Source organism: Paenibacillus wynnii (genome assembly GCF_000757885.1).
Classification (GTDB): Bacteria; Bacillota; Bacilli; order Paenibacillales; family Paenibacillaceae; genus Paenibacillus_AQ; species Paenibacillus_AQ wynnii.
In genome coordinates this window covers 2,521,905-2,540,569 of record NZ_JQCR01000002.1, presented here as the reverse complement: position 1 = coordinate 2,540,569, position 18,665 = coordinate 2,521,905, and the positions used below count along the sequence as shown (strand labels likewise).

At 45.6% G+C, this 18,665-nt stretch carries 11 protein-coding genes; all 11 read right to left on the bottom strand.

Features of this window, described 5'->3' with window-relative positions; translation table 11 throughout:
* Positions 1–85 precede the first annotated feature (85 nt).
* Positions 86–2,143, bottom strand: a complete 2,058-nt coding sequence (locus tag PWYN_RS13965; RefSeq protein WP_036652619.1) for an ATP-dependent helicase ComFA — start codon at positions 2,141–2,143, stop codon at positions 86–88.
* 413 nt (positions 2,144–2,556) lie between these two features.
* A complete protein-coding gene (locus PWYN_RS28110; protein WP_052087945.1) occupies positions 2,557–3,018 on the bottom strand; it encodes a hypothetical protein in 462 nt (153 codons plus the stop codon).
* 113 nt (positions 3,019–3,131) lie between these two features.
* Positions 3,132–3,854: a response regulator gene (locus tag PWYN_RS13955; RefSeq protein ID WP_036652617.1), complete on the bottom strand. Its 723-nt coding sequence runs from the start codon at positions 3,852–3,854 to the stop codon at positions 3,132–3,134.
* A gap of 4 nt (positions 3,855–3,858) precedes the next feature.
* Entirely contained in the window at positions 3,859–5,019 is a 1,161-nt protein-coding gene (locus PWYN_RS13950; protein ID WP_036652614.1) for a sensor histidine kinase, read from the bottom strand.
* A gap of 57 nt (positions 5,020–5,076) precedes the next feature.
* The gene (locus PWYN_RS13945; RefSeq protein WP_036652612.1) at positions 5,077–7,779 is read right to left on the bottom strand and encodes a stalk domain-containing protein; all 2,703 of its coding nucleotides are present in this window, start codon (positions 7,777–7,779) and stop codon (positions 5,077–5,079) included.
* A 481-nt stretch (positions 7,780–8,260) separates the two neighbouring features.
* Entirely contained in the window at positions 8,261–12,295 is a 4,035-nt protein-coding gene (locus tag PWYN_RS13940) for an Ig-like domain-containing protein (protein WP_052087944.1), read from the bottom strand.
* A 195-nt stretch (positions 12,296–12,490) separates the two neighbouring features.
* Positions 12,491–13,693, bottom strand: coding sequence for a methionine adenosyltransferase (gene metK, locus PWYN_RS13935; RefSeq protein ID WP_036652608.1), 1,203 nt, complete (start codon positions 13,691–13,693; stop codon positions 12,491–12,493).
* Positions 13,694–13,847: 154 nt separating this feature from the next.
* Positions 13,848–14,117, bottom strand: coding sequence for an alpha/beta-type small acid-soluble spore protein (locus PWYN_RS13930; RefSeq protein WP_036652606.1), 270 nt, complete (start codon positions 14,115–14,117; stop codon positions 13,848–13,850).
* A 147-nt stretch (positions 14,118–14,264) separates the two neighbouring features.
* Positions 14,265–14,792, bottom strand: a complete 528-nt coding sequence (locus PWYN_RS13925; protein ID WP_036652604.1) for a hypothetical protein — start codon at positions 14,790–14,792, stop codon at positions 14,265–14,267.
* A gap of 107 nt (positions 14,793–14,899) precedes the next feature.
* A complete protein-coding gene (locus PWYN_RS28105) occupies positions 14,900–17,653 on the bottom strand; it encodes an S-layer homology domain-containing protein (RefSeq protein ID WP_052087943.1) in 2,754 nt (917 codons plus the stop codon).
* 554 nt (positions 17,654–18,207) lie between these two features.
* A complete protein-coding gene (locus PWYN_RS13915; RefSeq protein ID WP_036652602.1) occupies positions 18,208–18,549 on the bottom strand; it encodes a hypothetical protein in 342 nt (113 codons plus the stop codon).
* Positions 18,550–18,665 lie beyond the last annotated feature (116 nt).

The following is an 18,665-nucleotide window of genomic DNA, read 5'->3' as shown; positions in this document are numbered from 1 at the left end:
TTCCCTTGATTCCCGCAGGCTAGGCACTCTGAAGAAGAGGAAGATAACAGCGAAAGAACGAATTTAAGCCATTCAGGTGTTGAAGTCATTGGGTAGGCTCCTTCCTCAGGTATCCTTTCCGCTTAGCCATTCTATTCATGGAGCTTATCTGGGAAATCGCACCGCGTTGGGGACGACTCCAGTGGGGAGACGCAAATATGACTATACCCGCAGGGTCATCCTTTGAACGCCCGGCCCGGCCCGCCATCTGAACCAAAGAAGCCTCATCAAAAAGGCTGCTGTCTGCATCCATAATAAAAACATCACTTCGCGGAATGGTAACCCCCCGTTCCAGAATCGTTGTAGTCACTAATAATGTAATCTCCCGGTTGCGGAAGGCGCTCACTTTATCAGCCCTTGCAGGGTCTTGCGAGGATGTCCCTGCAATTATAATACCGGGGAGATTCCGGCGAAGAATAGAGAGCAACGGCTCGATGTGGGCAATTCTACATACAAACATAAAAACCTGTGCACCCCTCGCCAGTGATCTCCTTAGCGCCTGAAGCAGCCTTTTTGGTAAAACACGCTGCTTTAGGCAGTCAAGTAGGGAAGGAATAGTAAGATGTATCGGCACGGGCAGGGGATGCCCATGGAAGCGGACAGGAACTTTGGCGTGGGCTAATTGGTTTTTTCTTACTTGTTGCTGCAGATCCTTCGGTGGTGTCGCCGAGAGGAAGATGAAGGTTCCGTCCCTTTTACAAGCTTGCTCAGCGGCATGTGCCAGCATGGGATCATTATGGTACGGGTAAGCATCCAGCTCATCAATAATCACGAGATCGAAACTCTGATAGAAACGAACCAGCTGATGTGTGGTTGCCAAGGCCAGCCGCCCCCCGGTCCACCGGTCGGGGCTGCCCCCATACAACACGGCGAGAGTCTCCGCCGGGAAAGCCTTTGCGAGCCTCGGCGCCAGCTCCAGTACGACATCGCGCCGCGGTGTCGCTACCAGAGCGCGGCCTCCGGCGGCGAGCACTGCCTCTAGGAGCGGGAAGACTATTTCCGTCTTCCCGGCTCCCGTCACCGCCCAGAGCAGGAACCGCTCTGGGCAAGGGTCGGCGGAGCGCTTGCGCGGCTCCGCCATGAAGCCCAGCGCAGCGCCGGCGGCCTCCGCCTGCGCCGCGCTAAGTCCCCACCGGCGTGCCGCCGCGGTGGGGTCGGCTACGGCCCCGCGCAGCAGGGCCGATGGAAGCGCTGCGCTGCGCAGCAGCAGCGCACAAGCACGGCTGCGCCCGAGTGCGAGGCAGGCCTCGCAATAGGCGCAAGCCGAAAGCCCGCACGCGGCGCAGGCCGTGCGGGCGGTTACGGCGCTGCCGCAGCGCTGGCAGCGCGGGAGCGCGCGGCGGCGAGCAGCGCCGCGCCAGCCCAAGCGCCGGGCCGCGGCGCTTGCCCACACCAGACCGCCAGCAGCGAAACGCAGCTGGCGGTCTCCCCGGCGGGCCGCCGCTGCTTGAGGGCGCGGCGGCTCCGTGATAACGGCGGCTTCTAGCTTCAGCCGCCCCTTCAAATGCGCGAGCTGGACCGCGCTGCGCCAATGCTTTGTCAGCAACGGATAATGCTCGCTCAGCAGTGCCATCCATTCCGTTTCCAGTAAGGAACGTCCAGTTACCAACTCTGTCAGCATATCAGCCTCATATTCCAACTCCTCTCCTCTAGCCCAACCGAATAATTCATAAGCTCCAGTTCCAACATCTGCCGAACCTCTCTCGAAGTAAACTTCGTTATTCACTCCGAGTGGATCTTTCTTCCTTACGTTAATTTCGTTAAGATTATTTTTTATCCCTATTGGAGCTACTACCGTTTTTTCATGCCTCGTCTCCCCTTCCAAGTCCCGTTCTTCTTTAAGTATTTCATTTACATACCGGTCCCAAAAATCAGTCCCCCAATGCTGCATTTCGTTAGGATGCACCCAGCTATCGCGCAGCTTTACCGCCCATCCTAGCGGCATGGAGGTTGACAGAATAACCATTTCTCCAGTTTTGGAAACCTCATCTTCTTTACCTTGGTTGTGCTTCCCGTTCCACCACTCGATGTCTACCTGTAAATCCAGCGAGATACGTACACTCCAAACTCCCTTAGGGTTTACTGCATACACAGCTGCTTTCATGCTTGTCCTCCTTCTTGAATACAAACTTACTCAAATCATTTGATCGCTGAAGCTTCGAGCAATATTGTATAAAATACAGCTTTATTCACCGTTACCACGCTAAAACCAATCTTTACTGTACAGAATGCAGCTTTTAGTCCGTGTTACTGTAATATCTGGATAAATTCCTGCATTTAGTGCAACAATGCCACTGAATTTCACTCTTTCCTGTTACAATGTTGTAAAAAATACACTATTCATCAGCGGGTTAGTGCCTTAGCTAAACATTTTAATCCCACGCGAGTATAGTAAAGTCGGCAACCGTCGCCTGTTTTTAAATTAATGAACTATTTCCCGCTAACCTTCCGACAACGCAAAAAAGCACACTTCTCCTTCACTGGAGAGTGTGCTTCACCCGTTGCTTACATATGTTTTTACATTCCACCAGGCTTTGATCCGTATCCCCTACTTCCCAGATCCTGAATAAATGGCAGCGGGAACAGCCCCTCGAATAGTCGCAAATCAATAATAATCTCTTGCTCTAACCCAAGGTTACCGTCCCTCTGTGCTGTACTCCGCTCTTCCAAGTGTTCGAGCGCCTCTACTTCAAGGGAGCATCCACTCTGCTTCATTTTCATGACAAGAAGTAGTGTATCGTCATCGGAGTTATCATCCATACAGGTCACACGCAACCGCTTTCCTGTAAGGAAGGAATGCAAAGTGAGTGCACGAACGTACCATTCAATTACAGTCTCATGGTTCCGGGTAATGAGAATATAATGAATCCACTCCCCGGATCTTGGGGATTGACGCATTTTCTCCCGGATGTGCAGTAGGTTTACAAAAACGACCGCTGAAGCATACACGACTATAATCCATATTAACTGGGCTGCCATGGAGATGCACCTCCTTGTATACCGACAATATATGCCGGTGACAAAAGGTCGGTGACTGCCCAGTCCTTCGGCTTGAAAGAACCCTCAGTATATGTACAGTTTCTAGTTGTGTTTTACAACGTTACCCAACCAAACTTTATGGAGTTGATTACGGCTTGTGTACGATCATCTACTTCCATTTTTTGCAGAATGCTGCTCACATGGTTTTTGACCGTTTTTTCACTGATGAACAGATATTCACCAATCATCTTGTTACTTTTACCCTCAGCCATTAACCGAAGGACTTCTGCTTCCCGCCGTGTAAGAGGGTTATTGTCACCAGCGACAAACTTCACACCGGCTTCTTTCACAACGGTCTCGGCCATAGCGCCAGTCTCATTCAGATAGGTCATTCTGCGAAGCTGGTTAATCAGCTTCCCTGTTACTTTGGGATGAATAAAGGCATGTCCTTGGCAAACGGAACGGATCGCATTAATGAGCGACTCGGCTTCCATATCTTTCAGCAAATATCCGTTGGCCCCTTTACGCAGTGTCTCAAATACATAACTCTCATCATCATGAATCGATAGAATAATAACCTTGATGTCCGGGAACATTTCCCGGAGCTTTTGCGTGGCTTCCACGCCGTTCTCGATCGGCATATTGATATCCATAAGAACAATGTCCGGTTTAGTTACATTACAGAACTCAAGAACCTGAATGCCATCTCCGCATTCACCGATGACCTCAATATCGTCCTCCATATTCAAAATGCGTTTAAGTCCTTCACGAAAAAGCTGATGATCATCCGCTAAAAGTACTTTAATGAATGTCTTTCCAGAGCTTTGATTCTCCATTACATTACTCCTTTCCCTTATCCACATTCGTTGGAATATGGATTACAACTGATGTGCCTTGATTCTCTGCTGATTCGATTTCCATTCTTCCTTCTAGAAGTTCTACGCGCTCGCGCATCCCTACCAGACCGAAGCTTTCACGGCTGCTTTGTTCTGTTTTGACTTTCTGTACATTAAAGCCCAAACCATTATCCTTGACAACGATTTTGATTAACTGTGCTTGAAATGTAATCTCTACTAACACATAACTAGGGTACGCATGTTTCGCTGCGTTAGACAATGCTTCTTGGACTAGGCGGAATACGGCAGCCTCCATCGCTGATGAGAGCCGATGCTCCTTACCTCTTGTCTCAAAAGCGGTCCGAATCTTTGTCTTGTCTTCATAGTCATGCACATACTTTCGCAATGTCGGAATTAGTCCCAAGTCGTCGAGAGCCATTGGACGCAAATTAAAAATAACCTTGCGCATTTCTTCGAGGCTGAAACGAACCTGACCCTTCAAATCTACTATTTCGTGCTGCACTAGTCCAAATTCCTGCTTTAACAGCATTCTTTCCACAATTTCCGTCCTAAGGACTAGATTTGCGAGCATTTGGGCGGGACCATCGTGAATTTCCCGGGCGATTCGCTTACGTTCCTCTTCCTGAGCCAGAATAATTTTTAGTCCAATCATCTGTCTGTTCTTTGCGGATTCGACAATACGGGTCACTTGTCCCAATTCTCCAGACAAATATTCCACGACTACACTCATTTGTGACCCTATAGATTCTGCACGCTCCACGGAGTTTTCCACACTGCGTACACGCATTTGCAGTTCATCCCGCCGACTACGGAGATACGCTTCCCTCTCTCGGGTCATCATCAACTCCAGTTGAAGTTCTGTCGCTTTTTCATAAGCAATTCGAATATCCTTTTCGGAATAGCGGACAAAATCACGGCTAACTTCCGTCAGCCGAATCCGGGAGCGATGATAATTAAGCTCCAGTTTGTCTACCTTTTTCAATGTTTCTTCCGTTTCTTCCATCACCCGCTTCAGTTCCCTGGTAAGCGCAGCAAGCTCATCACGAGCGACCTGCAAAATTTCAAAAATCTGATATTTGCTGCTCTCCATTACCTCTATGGTGTTTTTTATGACGCGATCAATCGCATCAGCTTGAAATTCCACGGATGATTGCCTCATTTCTATCCAATCTAATTAAAGGCTTGCCTTTATATTAACATATCATGATTCGATAGTTACGGTCTTAGTTTTTTGTTCCCATTTTACGTTCAATCCTAGCTGTTCCGAGACTAATCGAAGTGGCACTAAAGTCCTACCTTGCATTAATAAAGGTGCTACTTCAGCACTTTTCCGCATGCCGTTTAGCAGGAAATCTTTCTTGCCCAAAGTTAGATCAAGCACCTTGGAACCACGCAGAATCATTATTTTCTTGGTGACAGCATCCCAGGAAGCACTTCCACCAAAGGCATCCAACACATATTTTATAGGTACGTAAGTAGTGCCATTCATCATGATAGGAGCCACTTCAATTGCTTTCTTCGTGCCGCTCACCATTATAGATTTTTGTCCGATGGTCATAGAAACCGATGCTGTAGGAAGCCCTGCGTCACTAGAAAGTGATGGCATTGTAAAAGAGAGGTTGTCAAAGGATACCACCCCCGTCTTAGCACGTTCATCCTGTCCCTCTTCCACGTTCACTACGTACAAACGTTTCAGCGAAGCCGGGAACTTAATGTTATAACCTGATAAATCAATATTTAGTTTCTTCCAACCATTCCAGTCAATGACTTTGGCCAGATCTACGTAAACTGTTGCCCCTGTATTATCTACCAACTCAGCCCGCAGCCAGTTCAAACTCATGTCACCCATTACGTCTACCGACATGGAGGTGGCTGCCGCCGGAATCGCTTTGCCTGTCGTTCCATTAAGCTGAGCGTAGGCGTACATTTTCCCACTGCCTGCTGTCATGTCATAATTCAGACTCAATACCTTGGAGCCTGCACGTTCAGCGCTGCCTGCAGTCACAGCCGCTGTACCTGTTACTCCGGCAGCATTCGTTGTAAATGCAAGCGGATAGGTTACATTCTCAAAATTCTCCCAAGGAGTAGCCGCACCTGTAGAGAGAACAACGCCTGTGCTAAATCCGTCATAACGGGCAATAGCATAGCCTGTCGTCACCCCTGAATTGATAGAGTCAACTGTAAGCTTGCCGTCCTGCACGCTTCCTTTAAACCCAACAAACTCCCATTTTAAGGAAGAATTCGGTACAGGTATGTTGATTCCGCTCTTTGTAACGGCTGTAACCGGAACAGAAATGGAACTCCCGACTGTCAAGGGACCCGTAGCTGTGCCTAATGTCAGGCTGGTGATATCATTTCCTCCAAGAACAGTTACAGTAGTAGAAGCACTCGCGGCTCCGCTGACAGCCTTCAGTGTGGCTGTACCCGGCTTCACTGCTGTCGCTTGCCCAGCCTTTACAGTTACGCTTCCCCCGCTCGATGACCAAGCAGGATTTCCCGCAGCTACATCTATCGGATTATAGTAGGTATCATAGCCTTTTAAAGAATAAGCAGCCTGTTGTCCGATCAGAAGAACTGAACTGCCGCTTATTTTAATTCCTTTCACTTCACCTTGCGGTGCAGTCGTATAAATCCCTAAGCCATTTACGACGCTCCGCTGCTCAGTTCCGTACTCCGTATTAAAGGTAAGTCTTGTAGACATTTCTGCAAGTGGCCGATCAACCATTGTTGTAGAACCGCCACCATCCAGATTCAACCCTTTCCAGACACCGATATTCGTCATGAAAGACTGCAGTTCAGTCAGTGATAACCCTGAGCTGTTGCTATTCTTCTCTGCAGCAATAACATAGACGTAACGTCCGTCTTGGGAATAACCTAATGCCGTCCGCGCACGGTACCCTCCAATGCTTGTGATTGAACGGGAGAACGTAGCGGCTTGGCCATTATTCACAAGAATAGTATGACCCCCGATCATCATTTGCAGACTGGCAGGGTCTATCGATTGCTGTGTAGTTTTGGAGACTAAAGAGTATGAAGTTTCTAGAGCCTGGCCCACTACCATATGAGCGATGACATACTGCGCAGCCAACCCGTGTGCCCGCAAAATATAAGCACCCTTAGGCACCGCCATAGGCAGTGCTGCGTTCGCCGAGATCTGTGTGATGATACCGTTTTCTACTAGAACCTCTGTCGGCGTAGTTGAGCTGTTTTTAGGCCGTTGAAGTGCCGTCCACGCATCTGTATAGATGTATAAGGCATGGGCATGACTGTACGTAGAACTTCCGCCCTCCGGATTGTACGCGCTCTTGTTGATGCCGGCTAAAGGATACTGAGCACCGTCCAAAGCCGTTGCCATCCCTTCAAAGGAAAACTCATCAATGACTGGCTTTCTATCCTTCGTCACAGTAAAAGCATACATTCCGTTCAGCTGTGAAGGCGTGGACATCACTATTCCAGACGATACTTGTCCGCCAATTGGCGCTCCTTCAGCACTTGTATTGAAGTAATCCCCATTTACTGCAGCTACGGCTCCGGTCTCTTTAGCCATCCCGCCCGTACTCTGACGAGTAGTCAGTGTACCGCCTTTGCCTGTCATGACATCCAAAGAAACATATGGATTATTTAAATCGACACGAATTACGTCCGCCAAACCGGAAACATTCTTCCCTGCCCGTGCAGCCGTGAATTTATATTTCATCATAATGGCACCGGAAGTAATCACTTCCTCACCCAGCTTAGTCACTGAAAAAGCAGAATCCGCCGCCTCTGCAATCGATGAGGAGCCTTGTCCAATTTGCAGTATTCCATCACTACCGACTACAGGCATGATCCATAGCACTCCCGCTAACGAAGCAGCAATCCACTTCTTGGTTCCGGACATCTTTTTGGTGGAAATTTTATTCATTTAAGCGTAACTCTCCCATCCTATTACTTTCCTCTGGAGGTGTTCTTCAGAGTCTGGAATTTAGTATCTATTTTCCCAGTACACTTTTAATAGACTGAATTTTAGAAGAAAAGTTGCGAGGAATAAGAGATTAGTAGATGAACCAGCAAACAAGGCTATAGTGACCGCTCAGCTATTCACTAGGGGGGACAGGGCAAAAAGAAAGCTCGGACTCCACAACATTGGAGTCCGAGCTTTTTATGGGTGGCATAATGTAATTGCATTTCATACAACTATTTCAACACAGATTGCCAGCATACTGCGGATAAGTGTATAAAATACACTTAAAATCCGAGAAATTGCCAATTTCGGCTCATTCCCCATCATATAGTTGCACAAAATACACTTAAAGTGACCTTCGGGAGCAAACACCACCTTTTAATTGTATAAAGTGCAACTAAGTGAGTTCAAAAGTCTAAATTCAAAAGTCTGAGTTCCGAACTTACAAATAATCCGCCTTATTCAGCATCCGCTGAAGCATAACTGCAGCTTGGGCTCGGGTGGCATTGCCTTGCGGCTGGAATATACCGGCTGATACGCCCAGAACGATTCCAGCCTGGACTGCCTTTGCTACGAATTCGTCACTCTGGATTTTGTTCTTGTCTTTAAAGGTTGCCAAGGTAGATGCAGAGGTTCCCTTTAGAGTTATAGGGTGGTTAGTATATTCCATAGCGCGAATCATCATAATAGCCATTTGTTCACGGGTAATATAAGCATTTGGACGGAAGGTCGCGTCAGTGTTGCCGGTAATAATACCGGCTTTGGCTGCCGCCCCGATATAATCCCCAGTTTGTGTAGAAGGCTGTACATCGCGGAAGCGCTGGGCCGCTTCACGATTACCCTGCAGACCTAAGCCCCGACTGAGCATAACTGCAAATTCCGCACGAGTTATCTTTTGCTCAGGCTTGAAGCTTGTACCATAGCTGCTGTCGATAATATTTTTGGTCATAAGTTCGGTGACAGCACTACGACTCCAATGTGTACCCATATCGTTAAAAGTACGCAGCGACAGATAGGTACCCATAGCCTGGTTCCCTTCCGTCTTCGCTCTCAGCACCGTATAATTGCCTACCTTATTAAAGCTGGTAGGGAGGTAAGCTGCATCACCATACGTGGTCTCGAGTCTGGCAATGGAGACTTGAGGCTCGTTAAGCGTTGCTGTAGTCCGCACGCTGTATTCTCCAAGCACACTTAATTCTACTTGCTTCGAGGAGTTCTCATTAGCCACTGCTAATATACGAGCATCTATAAGACTAGTAACAATCTGCAGTCCGTTATTCTGAAGCTTCTGCTCCAAGGAGCTGTAAGTGCCTGTTGGAACTTTTTCCAAACGGAGGACAAGTGAGATACTGCCGCTGTCTGTATTTAAATTACGAACAAGGCTAGACATGTCAATCTTATCCAAAGGTATATTGTATAGATGCTCGCCATAACGGATTGCAAACTCCGCCTTTTTATTCCGGTTTACTGCCGCAACCAGAGGAGCCAGCGGAACACTTACATAGGCGGCACGTTCGGTTTGCGGAACTTCAAATGCAAGTGAAGCGGTCCCTACCTTTGCCAAATACTCGTAACTTCCCGTCAAACGTTCTGCGCTAAGCGTATATTTTTTGATCGATTGATTGTACTTGGAATAGTCATCCGAAATTTTGGCGGAGTCACTTCTCAGTAACGGAAATGCTACTCCGAATTCATTACTGGCGAGCGTTGTCAAATAGGAAGGGTTGTTCCCTGAGGATGCGCCCGATAAATTCTGTACATTGAGCCCAGTAAATGAAGCCAAGGTAGTGCCGGCCAGATCCTTAATTGATCCATTTCCAGCCATATAAGACAGATCGACTACCTGTCCCCCTTTTACAATAGAGCTCAAGGTGATGTTTAGAAGGTTGCCGGATACATATACCGATTGTACGCCTAGATTGCTTCCATCTGCTCTAACCCCGAATTGACTTGCATTGAGAGATGAAGTAGAGACCATACTTTTGTTAAAAGTAACACTAAGCACATCTCCTGTAACGACCGCCGAACCAATCTCAGGTACAGCACTTGCTGTCGACACAGTCACAGTCTGTAAGTTGATATATCCCGCACGGTTACCATTAGAGTCGCTTAGACCTGTTGAGCCAGGCACATAGGAGATTGTGACCCTCTGGTTTGCCGTCAGGGCGGTTTGCAGGGTTAAGGTGACCTGATTGCCGCTTACAGCAACATCTGTTACATACACCGCTATCCCACCTGCCAATACGGAAAATTGACTGTTTGTAGGAGGATTATTCGTAGATAGTCCTTCATTGTAGGTGAGTATTATTTTATTCCCGCTCCCTGCAGCGCTTTGGAACTGAGGTACCGTTGTATCGTTGCTATTTCGAATATAAAAGTTAGAAAATGCAGCTATATTCTGCCCAAGCAGATCCTGCAAAGGATAAGAACTGCCAGAGTATGATACCCGAATGACCCCGCTATTGGTTGGAGCATTATTCAAAACCAAATATACGTTGCTTCCGCTAGAAGTAATTGAGCTTACTCCAAGTGCAGAACCATCTGACGTTACTGAGAACTGACTATATGCGTAGGGGGACACCGCTTTAAGCGAATCATTAAAATTCAAACTCACCAAATTACCTGTGAGTATGCCTTCTTTTGGGACAGGAAGTGAGGATTCAATGTTGTTATCCACCTGCCGCAGTGAAAATGAACTAGCAATATTGCCGCTCAAATCATGAATGGTACGAAGCCCACCGGAATAACCCACTTTTACAACTTGTCCTACTGCAACCCCTGTACTAAGGGTAATGTATACACTGTCATTTAGTAGGGTAACACTATCTATTCGGCGGTACTCATCATTCACAGTTACTGGGAAACTCGAAGACAGCAGCGCTGTGGACGGATCTAGAGCCTCATTATACTTAAGTCTTATCGTTCGATTGTTATCGAGCACCGCAGCCGCTAGAACTGGGGCAGTCCTGTCCAAAACAGATGTTGTGAAACTCCAATAGTTTTTCCCGCTTAGACCGTTATACACGGATAGTGAGTCAGCAGCATCCGTAAAGACACCAGCCGCAATATCGAAGTAGTAGGTAGAAGCGTTATCGAGTACGGTTGAAGGTGCCAGCGTGATTACAAAATCTCTAGCGGTCGACCCTGGTGTCACCAAAATCGGCACTTTGCCCCCGTTATTTTTATAGAGTGCAATTCCATCCACAATGGAGGCATTATAGATCACATCTCTATTAAAGGTAATACCGAAGGTTCTGCTAATAGCTACAGATTCACTGCGATCTGCCGGTGATAGCGTTGCCGGTGCAAGTGGCTGTAAGGAAGACGCCGTTGAGTACGTCCAGGTATGGGAGCCTGAAGCCGGGAACAAATGACCATCCTGATCATAAAAAGATCCCTGCGGGATCGTAACGGTATAGGTTGTACTGTTAAGCAGCGGAGTAGCGCTTGTTGCCGGAGTCACGTTTATGGTTTTACTTCCCCCACCCGTTACGGCTGTGGAGGTTACATTGATTTTTCTAGCTCTAGGATCATTTATAGTCCCTGGCGATACAGTAATCTCACCACCTGCAGGATACATAGGACGATCAAAAGCCAGCTGCAATGCTCCTGTTGGTGATATATTTACTGCTCCATTTATAGGAGAGACCGTTACTGGTATTGCCGCAGCCCCTTTTGTAGCAAAGGTCCAGTCATTCCCGCTCGATATACCGCTATAAGTCTTATTGTCTGTATCTCTGAACGCGTACGAATCGATTAGAATATAATAGCTGCTGCCAGCCGATAGTGTTATTCCGCTTAAGCTCAGTTTGACAAGAGTGCCGGTCGGATCGCTTGCTACATCTACCTGTACTTTGGAATCGGTAGCGACATTATAGCTGTAAACAACCGAATTATTTGCCGAAGATATCAGGTTAATAGAACCCGTGCCTTTGATCAGGTTACCCTTATTCAGTTTAAAACTCAGTTCACTCACAGTTCCAACATCTACTCTGGCATTGTTAACCGGAATGAAATTTCCTGCAGTAATAGCCGGGTTAACCGCGGGTGCAGTGGTGAAAGACCAGGTGGTCACGAGGGAACTCGCTCCTGTGTTATCCTTGAATGATCCGGCAGGAATACTGACGGTATACATTGTATTAGGCTCGAACTGTAGACTTGGTGCCCATTTAATATCATAAAATGTAGAACTTCCAATAAGGCCTGTATCCAAAGGAACCGTTACAAAAACTCCACCCGTACTCTGTTTAGTAATGGTGATATTTCCAGTTTGCGGCGTAACCGTCCGATCAAAATTTAGTCTAAGAGAAGCCGTTGCACTTACATAATTAGCTCCAGCTGCAGGAGTTGTAGACATAGTAAAATCAGCCGCAGCGTATACAGCCGTTGCATCCATCCCTAAATAAGGTATTCCATTTCCTACTAGCAGGCTTCCGGCTAGAAAGAACGCTGTCCATGTTGAAATTTTTCTTTTCATGCGGTCAAATACTCCTCTCAAGCTCATCAATATGTATATTTATATTTCGGTAAAAGGTCTTCCAAAGTTTAGCAGCTTTTTAAGTATTATAGTAGAGTCTGCGGACGCTTCTTCACCACATAAAAAAAGACCCGTAAGCAAAACCCTTCCATTGAAGGGTCCAGCCACGAGTCACTTATAATAATAGCGCTCTGATTACAATTCAGCTTGTGATTTCAATAAATCAGCCTTGTCTAAACGTTCCCAAGGAAGATCAATATCTGTACGACCGAAATGACCATAAGCAGCGGTGTGTTTATAGATAGGTTTGCGCAAATCAAGCATAGCAATAATGCCCGCCGGACGAAGATCAAAGTTATTGCTGATCAGTTCGACCAACTTCTCTTCACTGACTTTCCCCGTTCCATAAGTATCCACGTTAATCGATACCGGATTAGCCACACCAATGGCGTAAGCTAATTGAATTTCGCATTTATCAGCAAGTCCTGCAGCTACGAGGTTCTTGGCTACATAACGCGCCGCGTAGGCAGCGGAACGGTCTACTTTAGTAGGATCCTTACCGGAGAAGGCTCCCCCGCCGTGACGAGCATATCCACCGTATGTATCTACGATAATTTTCCGTCCAGTTAATCCTGCATCTCCCTGAGGTCCGCCAATAACAAAACGTCCAGTTGGGTTGATGAAATATTTAGTCTCTCCATCCAACAGTTCAGCAGGCACAACAGGTAGGATCACATGCTCTTTAATGTCAGCTTGAATCTGCTCCAAAGAGATCTCTTCAGCATGCTGAGTAGATACAACAATGGTGTCCACACGCACAGGTTTATCATCCAGGTATTCAATCGTTACCTGTGTCTTGCCATCAGGACGTAAATATTCCAAAGTACCATTCTTCCGCACTTCAGCTAATCGACGAGCGATACGGTGAGATAAGGCAATCGGAAGAGGCATGAGTTCAGGTGTCTCATTGGTAGCAAAACCAAACATTAGCCCTTGATCCCCTGCTCCAATATTCGCTGTTTCTTCATCAACCTGTGCAGGGTCACGACCCTCAAGTGCAGCATTCACACCTTGTGCAATATCCGCGGACTGCTCGTTAAGCGATGTCAGTACCGCACACGTATTATAATCAAAGCCAAATTTGGCTCGGGTATATCCAATTTCCTTAATGGTATTCCGAACAATAGCAGGTATATCCACATACTCGGATTTGGTGCTAATCTCCCCTATAACTAAAACCAAGCCGGTAGCCACAGCTACCTCGCAAGCAACACGAGCATTTGGATCATTAGCCAAAAATGCATCCAGTACTGCATCAGAAATCTGGTCACAAATTTTATCTGGATGTCCCTCCGTAACGGACTCGGAAGTAAACAGATGGCGTCCTTTAATCGACATGAATTCAACCCCCCATTTAAGTTGTTAAAAAAAAAACGAACCTTCTCCATATGGAAAAGGTTGTTGGCTTTCCTCAAAAGTCATATTAACTTATTTGAGAAGGGGTGTCAATTGAAGTCTGTGCGTTCTGTCACAGCTCGCAGAATTCTGTTTCTTATCGGAAAAGCGATTGCTCCGCTTGCTTCACGAGCCTCTTCGTAATTTCTCCGCCTACTGAACCATTTTCGCGAGAGGTAAGTTGTCCTAAATAAGGAGTACTTGTCTGCGAATACCCGCCTGTTGCCCCTAATTCCGAAGCAAACTCTGTGTCTGCTCCTCCACCATAGCCAGCTCCATACAACCCGAATTCAGAAGCAATTTCATATTGCATTTGTTTCAGCATCGTCCGGCTTTCAGGTACGATCTTGCGATTATTACGTGCCATGTGCTGCACCTCCTGATCAATTAAGAATACAAGAGTATTGTGTGCGCTATGGACTTTGTTCAATCTTATCAATGTTTGGGAGCTATGGAAAAAGAAATACTCAAGTATGATTCAGACCGGATAAGGGCATTATTTATATAGAAGGGTTTATTGCAGTGTATATCCGCCGCGAACCATCACGGTAAGTCCCAAGGTTTGTCCGTTTTGAACGGAGATTCCACGGCCATCCCTTGGATAGGATAGTAAATGATTCGATGGAGCGACTTGTCCATTCGTCAGATCCTTGCCATCTGTTAAATCAGCCACACCGTTTGCATCATTAGAGTAAATGATGGCCTTACCGGCACGAACGATAAATTCAGCTCCCGCGGATGCTATTAACGTCTGCCCAGGCTTCACATCTACTATGACGACCGCATCTGAAGTAGTTGAGCCCGATCCCGGTGCTTGAGTAGGAGTTGGAGTAACAGTAGGTGTTGGCGTAGATATTGCTCCACCTTGTATAGCCTTTTGAATCTGCTGGTCAACATAGCTTTTCGTAACCACTGGATCGTCCGCGGTTCCTGGCTGAGTACCTACACTAGCTCCGTCGGCTGTGATATTTAAAATAGATCCAGCCCAAATACCGATGGACATGAGAAGCGTTGCTGCGGTGACTTTATATATCGGTTTCATCTTTTGCCTCCTTTGTATGCTAAGTGCTCTAAATATAGAAAGACTCTGCGAAGCTTAAGCTTCGCAGAGTCTTTCCCAAAAAGATAATTCTACTTCGTTGAGTAAAATTATTTAGCTGTTACAGTCACACCAGTTTTAATTGTGTTGTTTTGAGCATCTTTACCTGCAGTAGTAGCAGCAGTTGTTACTGTTACACCGGAGATATATGCAGAACTGCTGTAAGTGAAGGTGGCAGTAATATCACCATCAGCTACTTTGATATCAGAACCATTCAACGAACCATCATTGTTAAGGTCGATATAAGTTACAGTTCCATTGTATTTAACCAGACCGCCAAGATTAAGAACTACTTTACCGGAGTCGGAACCAGAACCATCTCCAATAGTAGCAACAGACAATCCAGTTACTTCATTGCCATTGATTTTTACAACGAAATCTTGATATACAGCAGTTCCAACTGTAAGTTTTTCGTCGAATCCAAGAACCAATTTGTTGTCAGATGTAAGAGCCGCAGTAGTAAGAACCGGCTTCATATTATCAACAACAGCAACTGTACCTGTGTAAGTGTTCAATGTAGCACCATTAGTAGCTGCTACGTTTGCCACTGTAAGTACGGAAGTTGGATCAGTAGCTGCGATCGTTCCAGAAGGAAGAGTGATTGTAGCAATCTTTTGGTCACCATCAAGGTAGATAGTTGTGCCAGCTGGAAGTGGCTTGCCAGCCAATGTGTAGTTTGCAACGTCAGTTGCAGAGTTTGCTACAGCTCCACCTTTTACAGCAGTACCAAAGTTAACTGTGATTACGTTAGCAGAAGCAGCAGCAGATGTCAGACTGAAAGTTGTAGAACCTCCACCGAAATCAACTGTGTAGTTAAATACATCAGATGTATTAGCAGCTTCAGACATGTCAGTTACCAAACTGGATGGGAACGAGAATGCAAAGCTACCAGTTTGTGCAGCAGCAGTAACTACAGAGTAAGTTACTTGTTTGTCGCCTGCAACGATTGGATCTGCAGTGAAACCACCAAGCAATGAACCAGTTACGATAACGCCATTCATGTTAACGATAACAGGCTTAGCAGGAGTAGCGTTAGCTTTCAATGCTTCACTGAAAGTAATAACGACATCAGTTACTTTACCGTCGGAATTTTTAACTACTTTGAAGCCAGTTGCTACTGGTTTAACAGTATCTTTGGACAAAGTTACTGCTTGGGAACCAGCAACATAAGCGTTACCGAGATCATCCTTAACTGATCCAGCAATTACAACAGACAATGTGCGGGATGTTTTGGATGCGAAAAGTGCTGTATTAACTGTCAACAAGTATTTTTTGTTGTCAATTTTGGAATAAGTATAAGGTACTGGTGCAAGCAACTCATCTTTAACAGCACTAGATGTTGCAAGTGCAGTAGCTACAGTAGCTTCATCCATATCTTTGCTAAATGTAACCAAGATTGCTCTGTCGCTGTAAGCGCTCAATGTTGCTGTTGGAGCAACAGTATCAACAGTTACGGAGAAAGCTTGGGAAGTTGTTACTGTAACATTTCCACTCTTATCAGTAAGGTTTACCAATTCCAGTGTGTGGTTAGCAGTCGAAGACAGGTTCAACCCAGTGATTGTACCAGTGTTAGTACCACCAAATACTACTGAATAGTAAGTACCATCTACTTTTGCAGTAGCACTTTGGATTGGCTCAGAAACTGTTACTGTAAGTTTTGTTGCAGCTGTTGTATTAGTCTTAGCTGACACAGAACTAATTACAGGTTTCACAGTATCTTCATAAGTCAGAACAGTTGTGAATTTTGCTGTTTTCTTGTCAGCATTGTCAGCCAAAGTAATTGGCTCAACAACAGCAACAGCATTAGTTACTTCAACGTCTGCAGCAAGTGCAAATGTCAATGTAGCAGTGTTTCCACTCAATGAAACGGAAGTAGGACTAGTAGTACCAATTTTGTAGTTAGCTAGAGTCTTAGCAGCTGTTTCGTCAACAGATCTGTTGAACTTAACTTCTACTTGAGTAGCGTTAACTGGAGTGAAAGAAAGTACCTTAGCGGATGCCAATGTTACTTTAACACTATAGTCGAAGCCATTGTTTTTGAATGCTACAGTTGTTTCAACGCCTTCTACCAAAGCAGTAGCTGGAGTTACAGTTGCTGTAGTTTTGTCAGCAAAAGTTACTACTACGCTTGTTGGGCTTGTAGCCTCAGCGGAAGTAACAACTGGAGCGGATCTCATAACATCAACAGCGTAAGCTGCGCTTACTACCAAAGCACGGTTAGCGTTACCTTGGAAGTTAGTTGAGCTTGCGATCAGACCTTTGTCGATTACAGCTTGAACATAAGTTTTAGCCCATGCCGATGCTGTGTTGTTGATTACAGTAGGTGTTCCAAGCTTCAACGCACGAGCCAATACAGTAGCAACTTCTTGAACAGTTACTTTACCGGATGGGTCGAAAGTTGTTGCAGTTCTACCATTCATCAAACCAGCTTTAGTTACAGCTTCAATGTAGCCGCGTGCCCAGTGGTTTGCATTGTAGTTTTTGTCTTTGTAAGACAATGTAGTTGTGATTTCGCTAAGGTCAAACAGTTTAGCGATGATTTTTGCGAATTCAGCGCGAGTCAAGTCTTTTTCAAGATGTGCTTGACCGTCTGGGAATCCATTAAGGATACCTTTAGCTGCCAGAGCTGAGAATTGTGCTTCTGGAGTTGTTGCTGTATCAGCGAACGCCACAGAGGCAAACATCGAGAATGCCATTGCTGTAGATAATGCTACGGATAAAATTTTCTTCATAAACTTTTTTTCTCCTCCTTGGACAATCATGAACTTAGTATTTTCTTTAGTTGTGTAGCTCATGTCACTCATTAGCCGATGCACCCCCTTTCCCGAGTTGAGCATATTAAGTATAAATAATGTCTGTGACGGGTATCACAGAAACTGGTAAACGAGTTCAAGGCATGACAATGCTAGATTCCTAATTCCACCTTAGCATTATACAATGTGCCTTCAGTCACGTAAAGCTAAATCTTCCCAATTGGTTAATCAGCTTCTCGTTGACTCTACATCTTAAACGCAGATGGTTTCTAAAAGTTGCGTTTATTGCAAAATAAATTTTACGTTCTTTTTCTTTGGAGACTCCGTACCACCCAAGAGAAAGGTAAATGTGTATGTAATTCAAACTTTTTCTATTAATGGGCGGCTACGGAAATCAGTATAGCATGACTTATTCAAAGCGTCATCATACATTATCTGTTAAGTTAATACCCATAATTTTCTTCCTTAAAACCCGTTCACACATAAAACACAACCCTTAACAGTTGGGCCTGGGCTTGAATCTTACTCAGGTACTTTGCGAGGACCCCGAAAACATACAATTAAAAAAAGCGCCGGGATCGGCGCTTTCTTCTATAACATATATACTAACGAATCTTCATAGACAGCAGGATTAGCTCCTGACGTTTCTCTGGGCTTGAATTCACATTGTTGTATAGAGCATCTATAGCCTCACGGTTGTCACGGTAGCTCTTCTCATGCTTAATAGTGGAGTGAGACCAATCTATCAATGCATTCTCGGCAACAATAAGCTCATTATATGCATCATGAAAGCCAGTTTCTTGTACAAGGCCTTCCATGACCTCCTGCGTAATTTCCTGGAGCGCTCGCTTAGCAGTAATATCTTTCTCTAGCTCTTTAGCTCTATTCTCAAACTTATTCTTTGCACGCATGTAGTCTAGTTGTGCTTTGGCTAAAATCGGTTTCATCGATGGCTTTCACCTTTCAGAACATATTATTGTCTTCGTTATTGTACCGTATCCCGGAACAGATTACAAAGTTTAATGTGTATACTAAGTACATTATATTACAAAAATACCGGTCT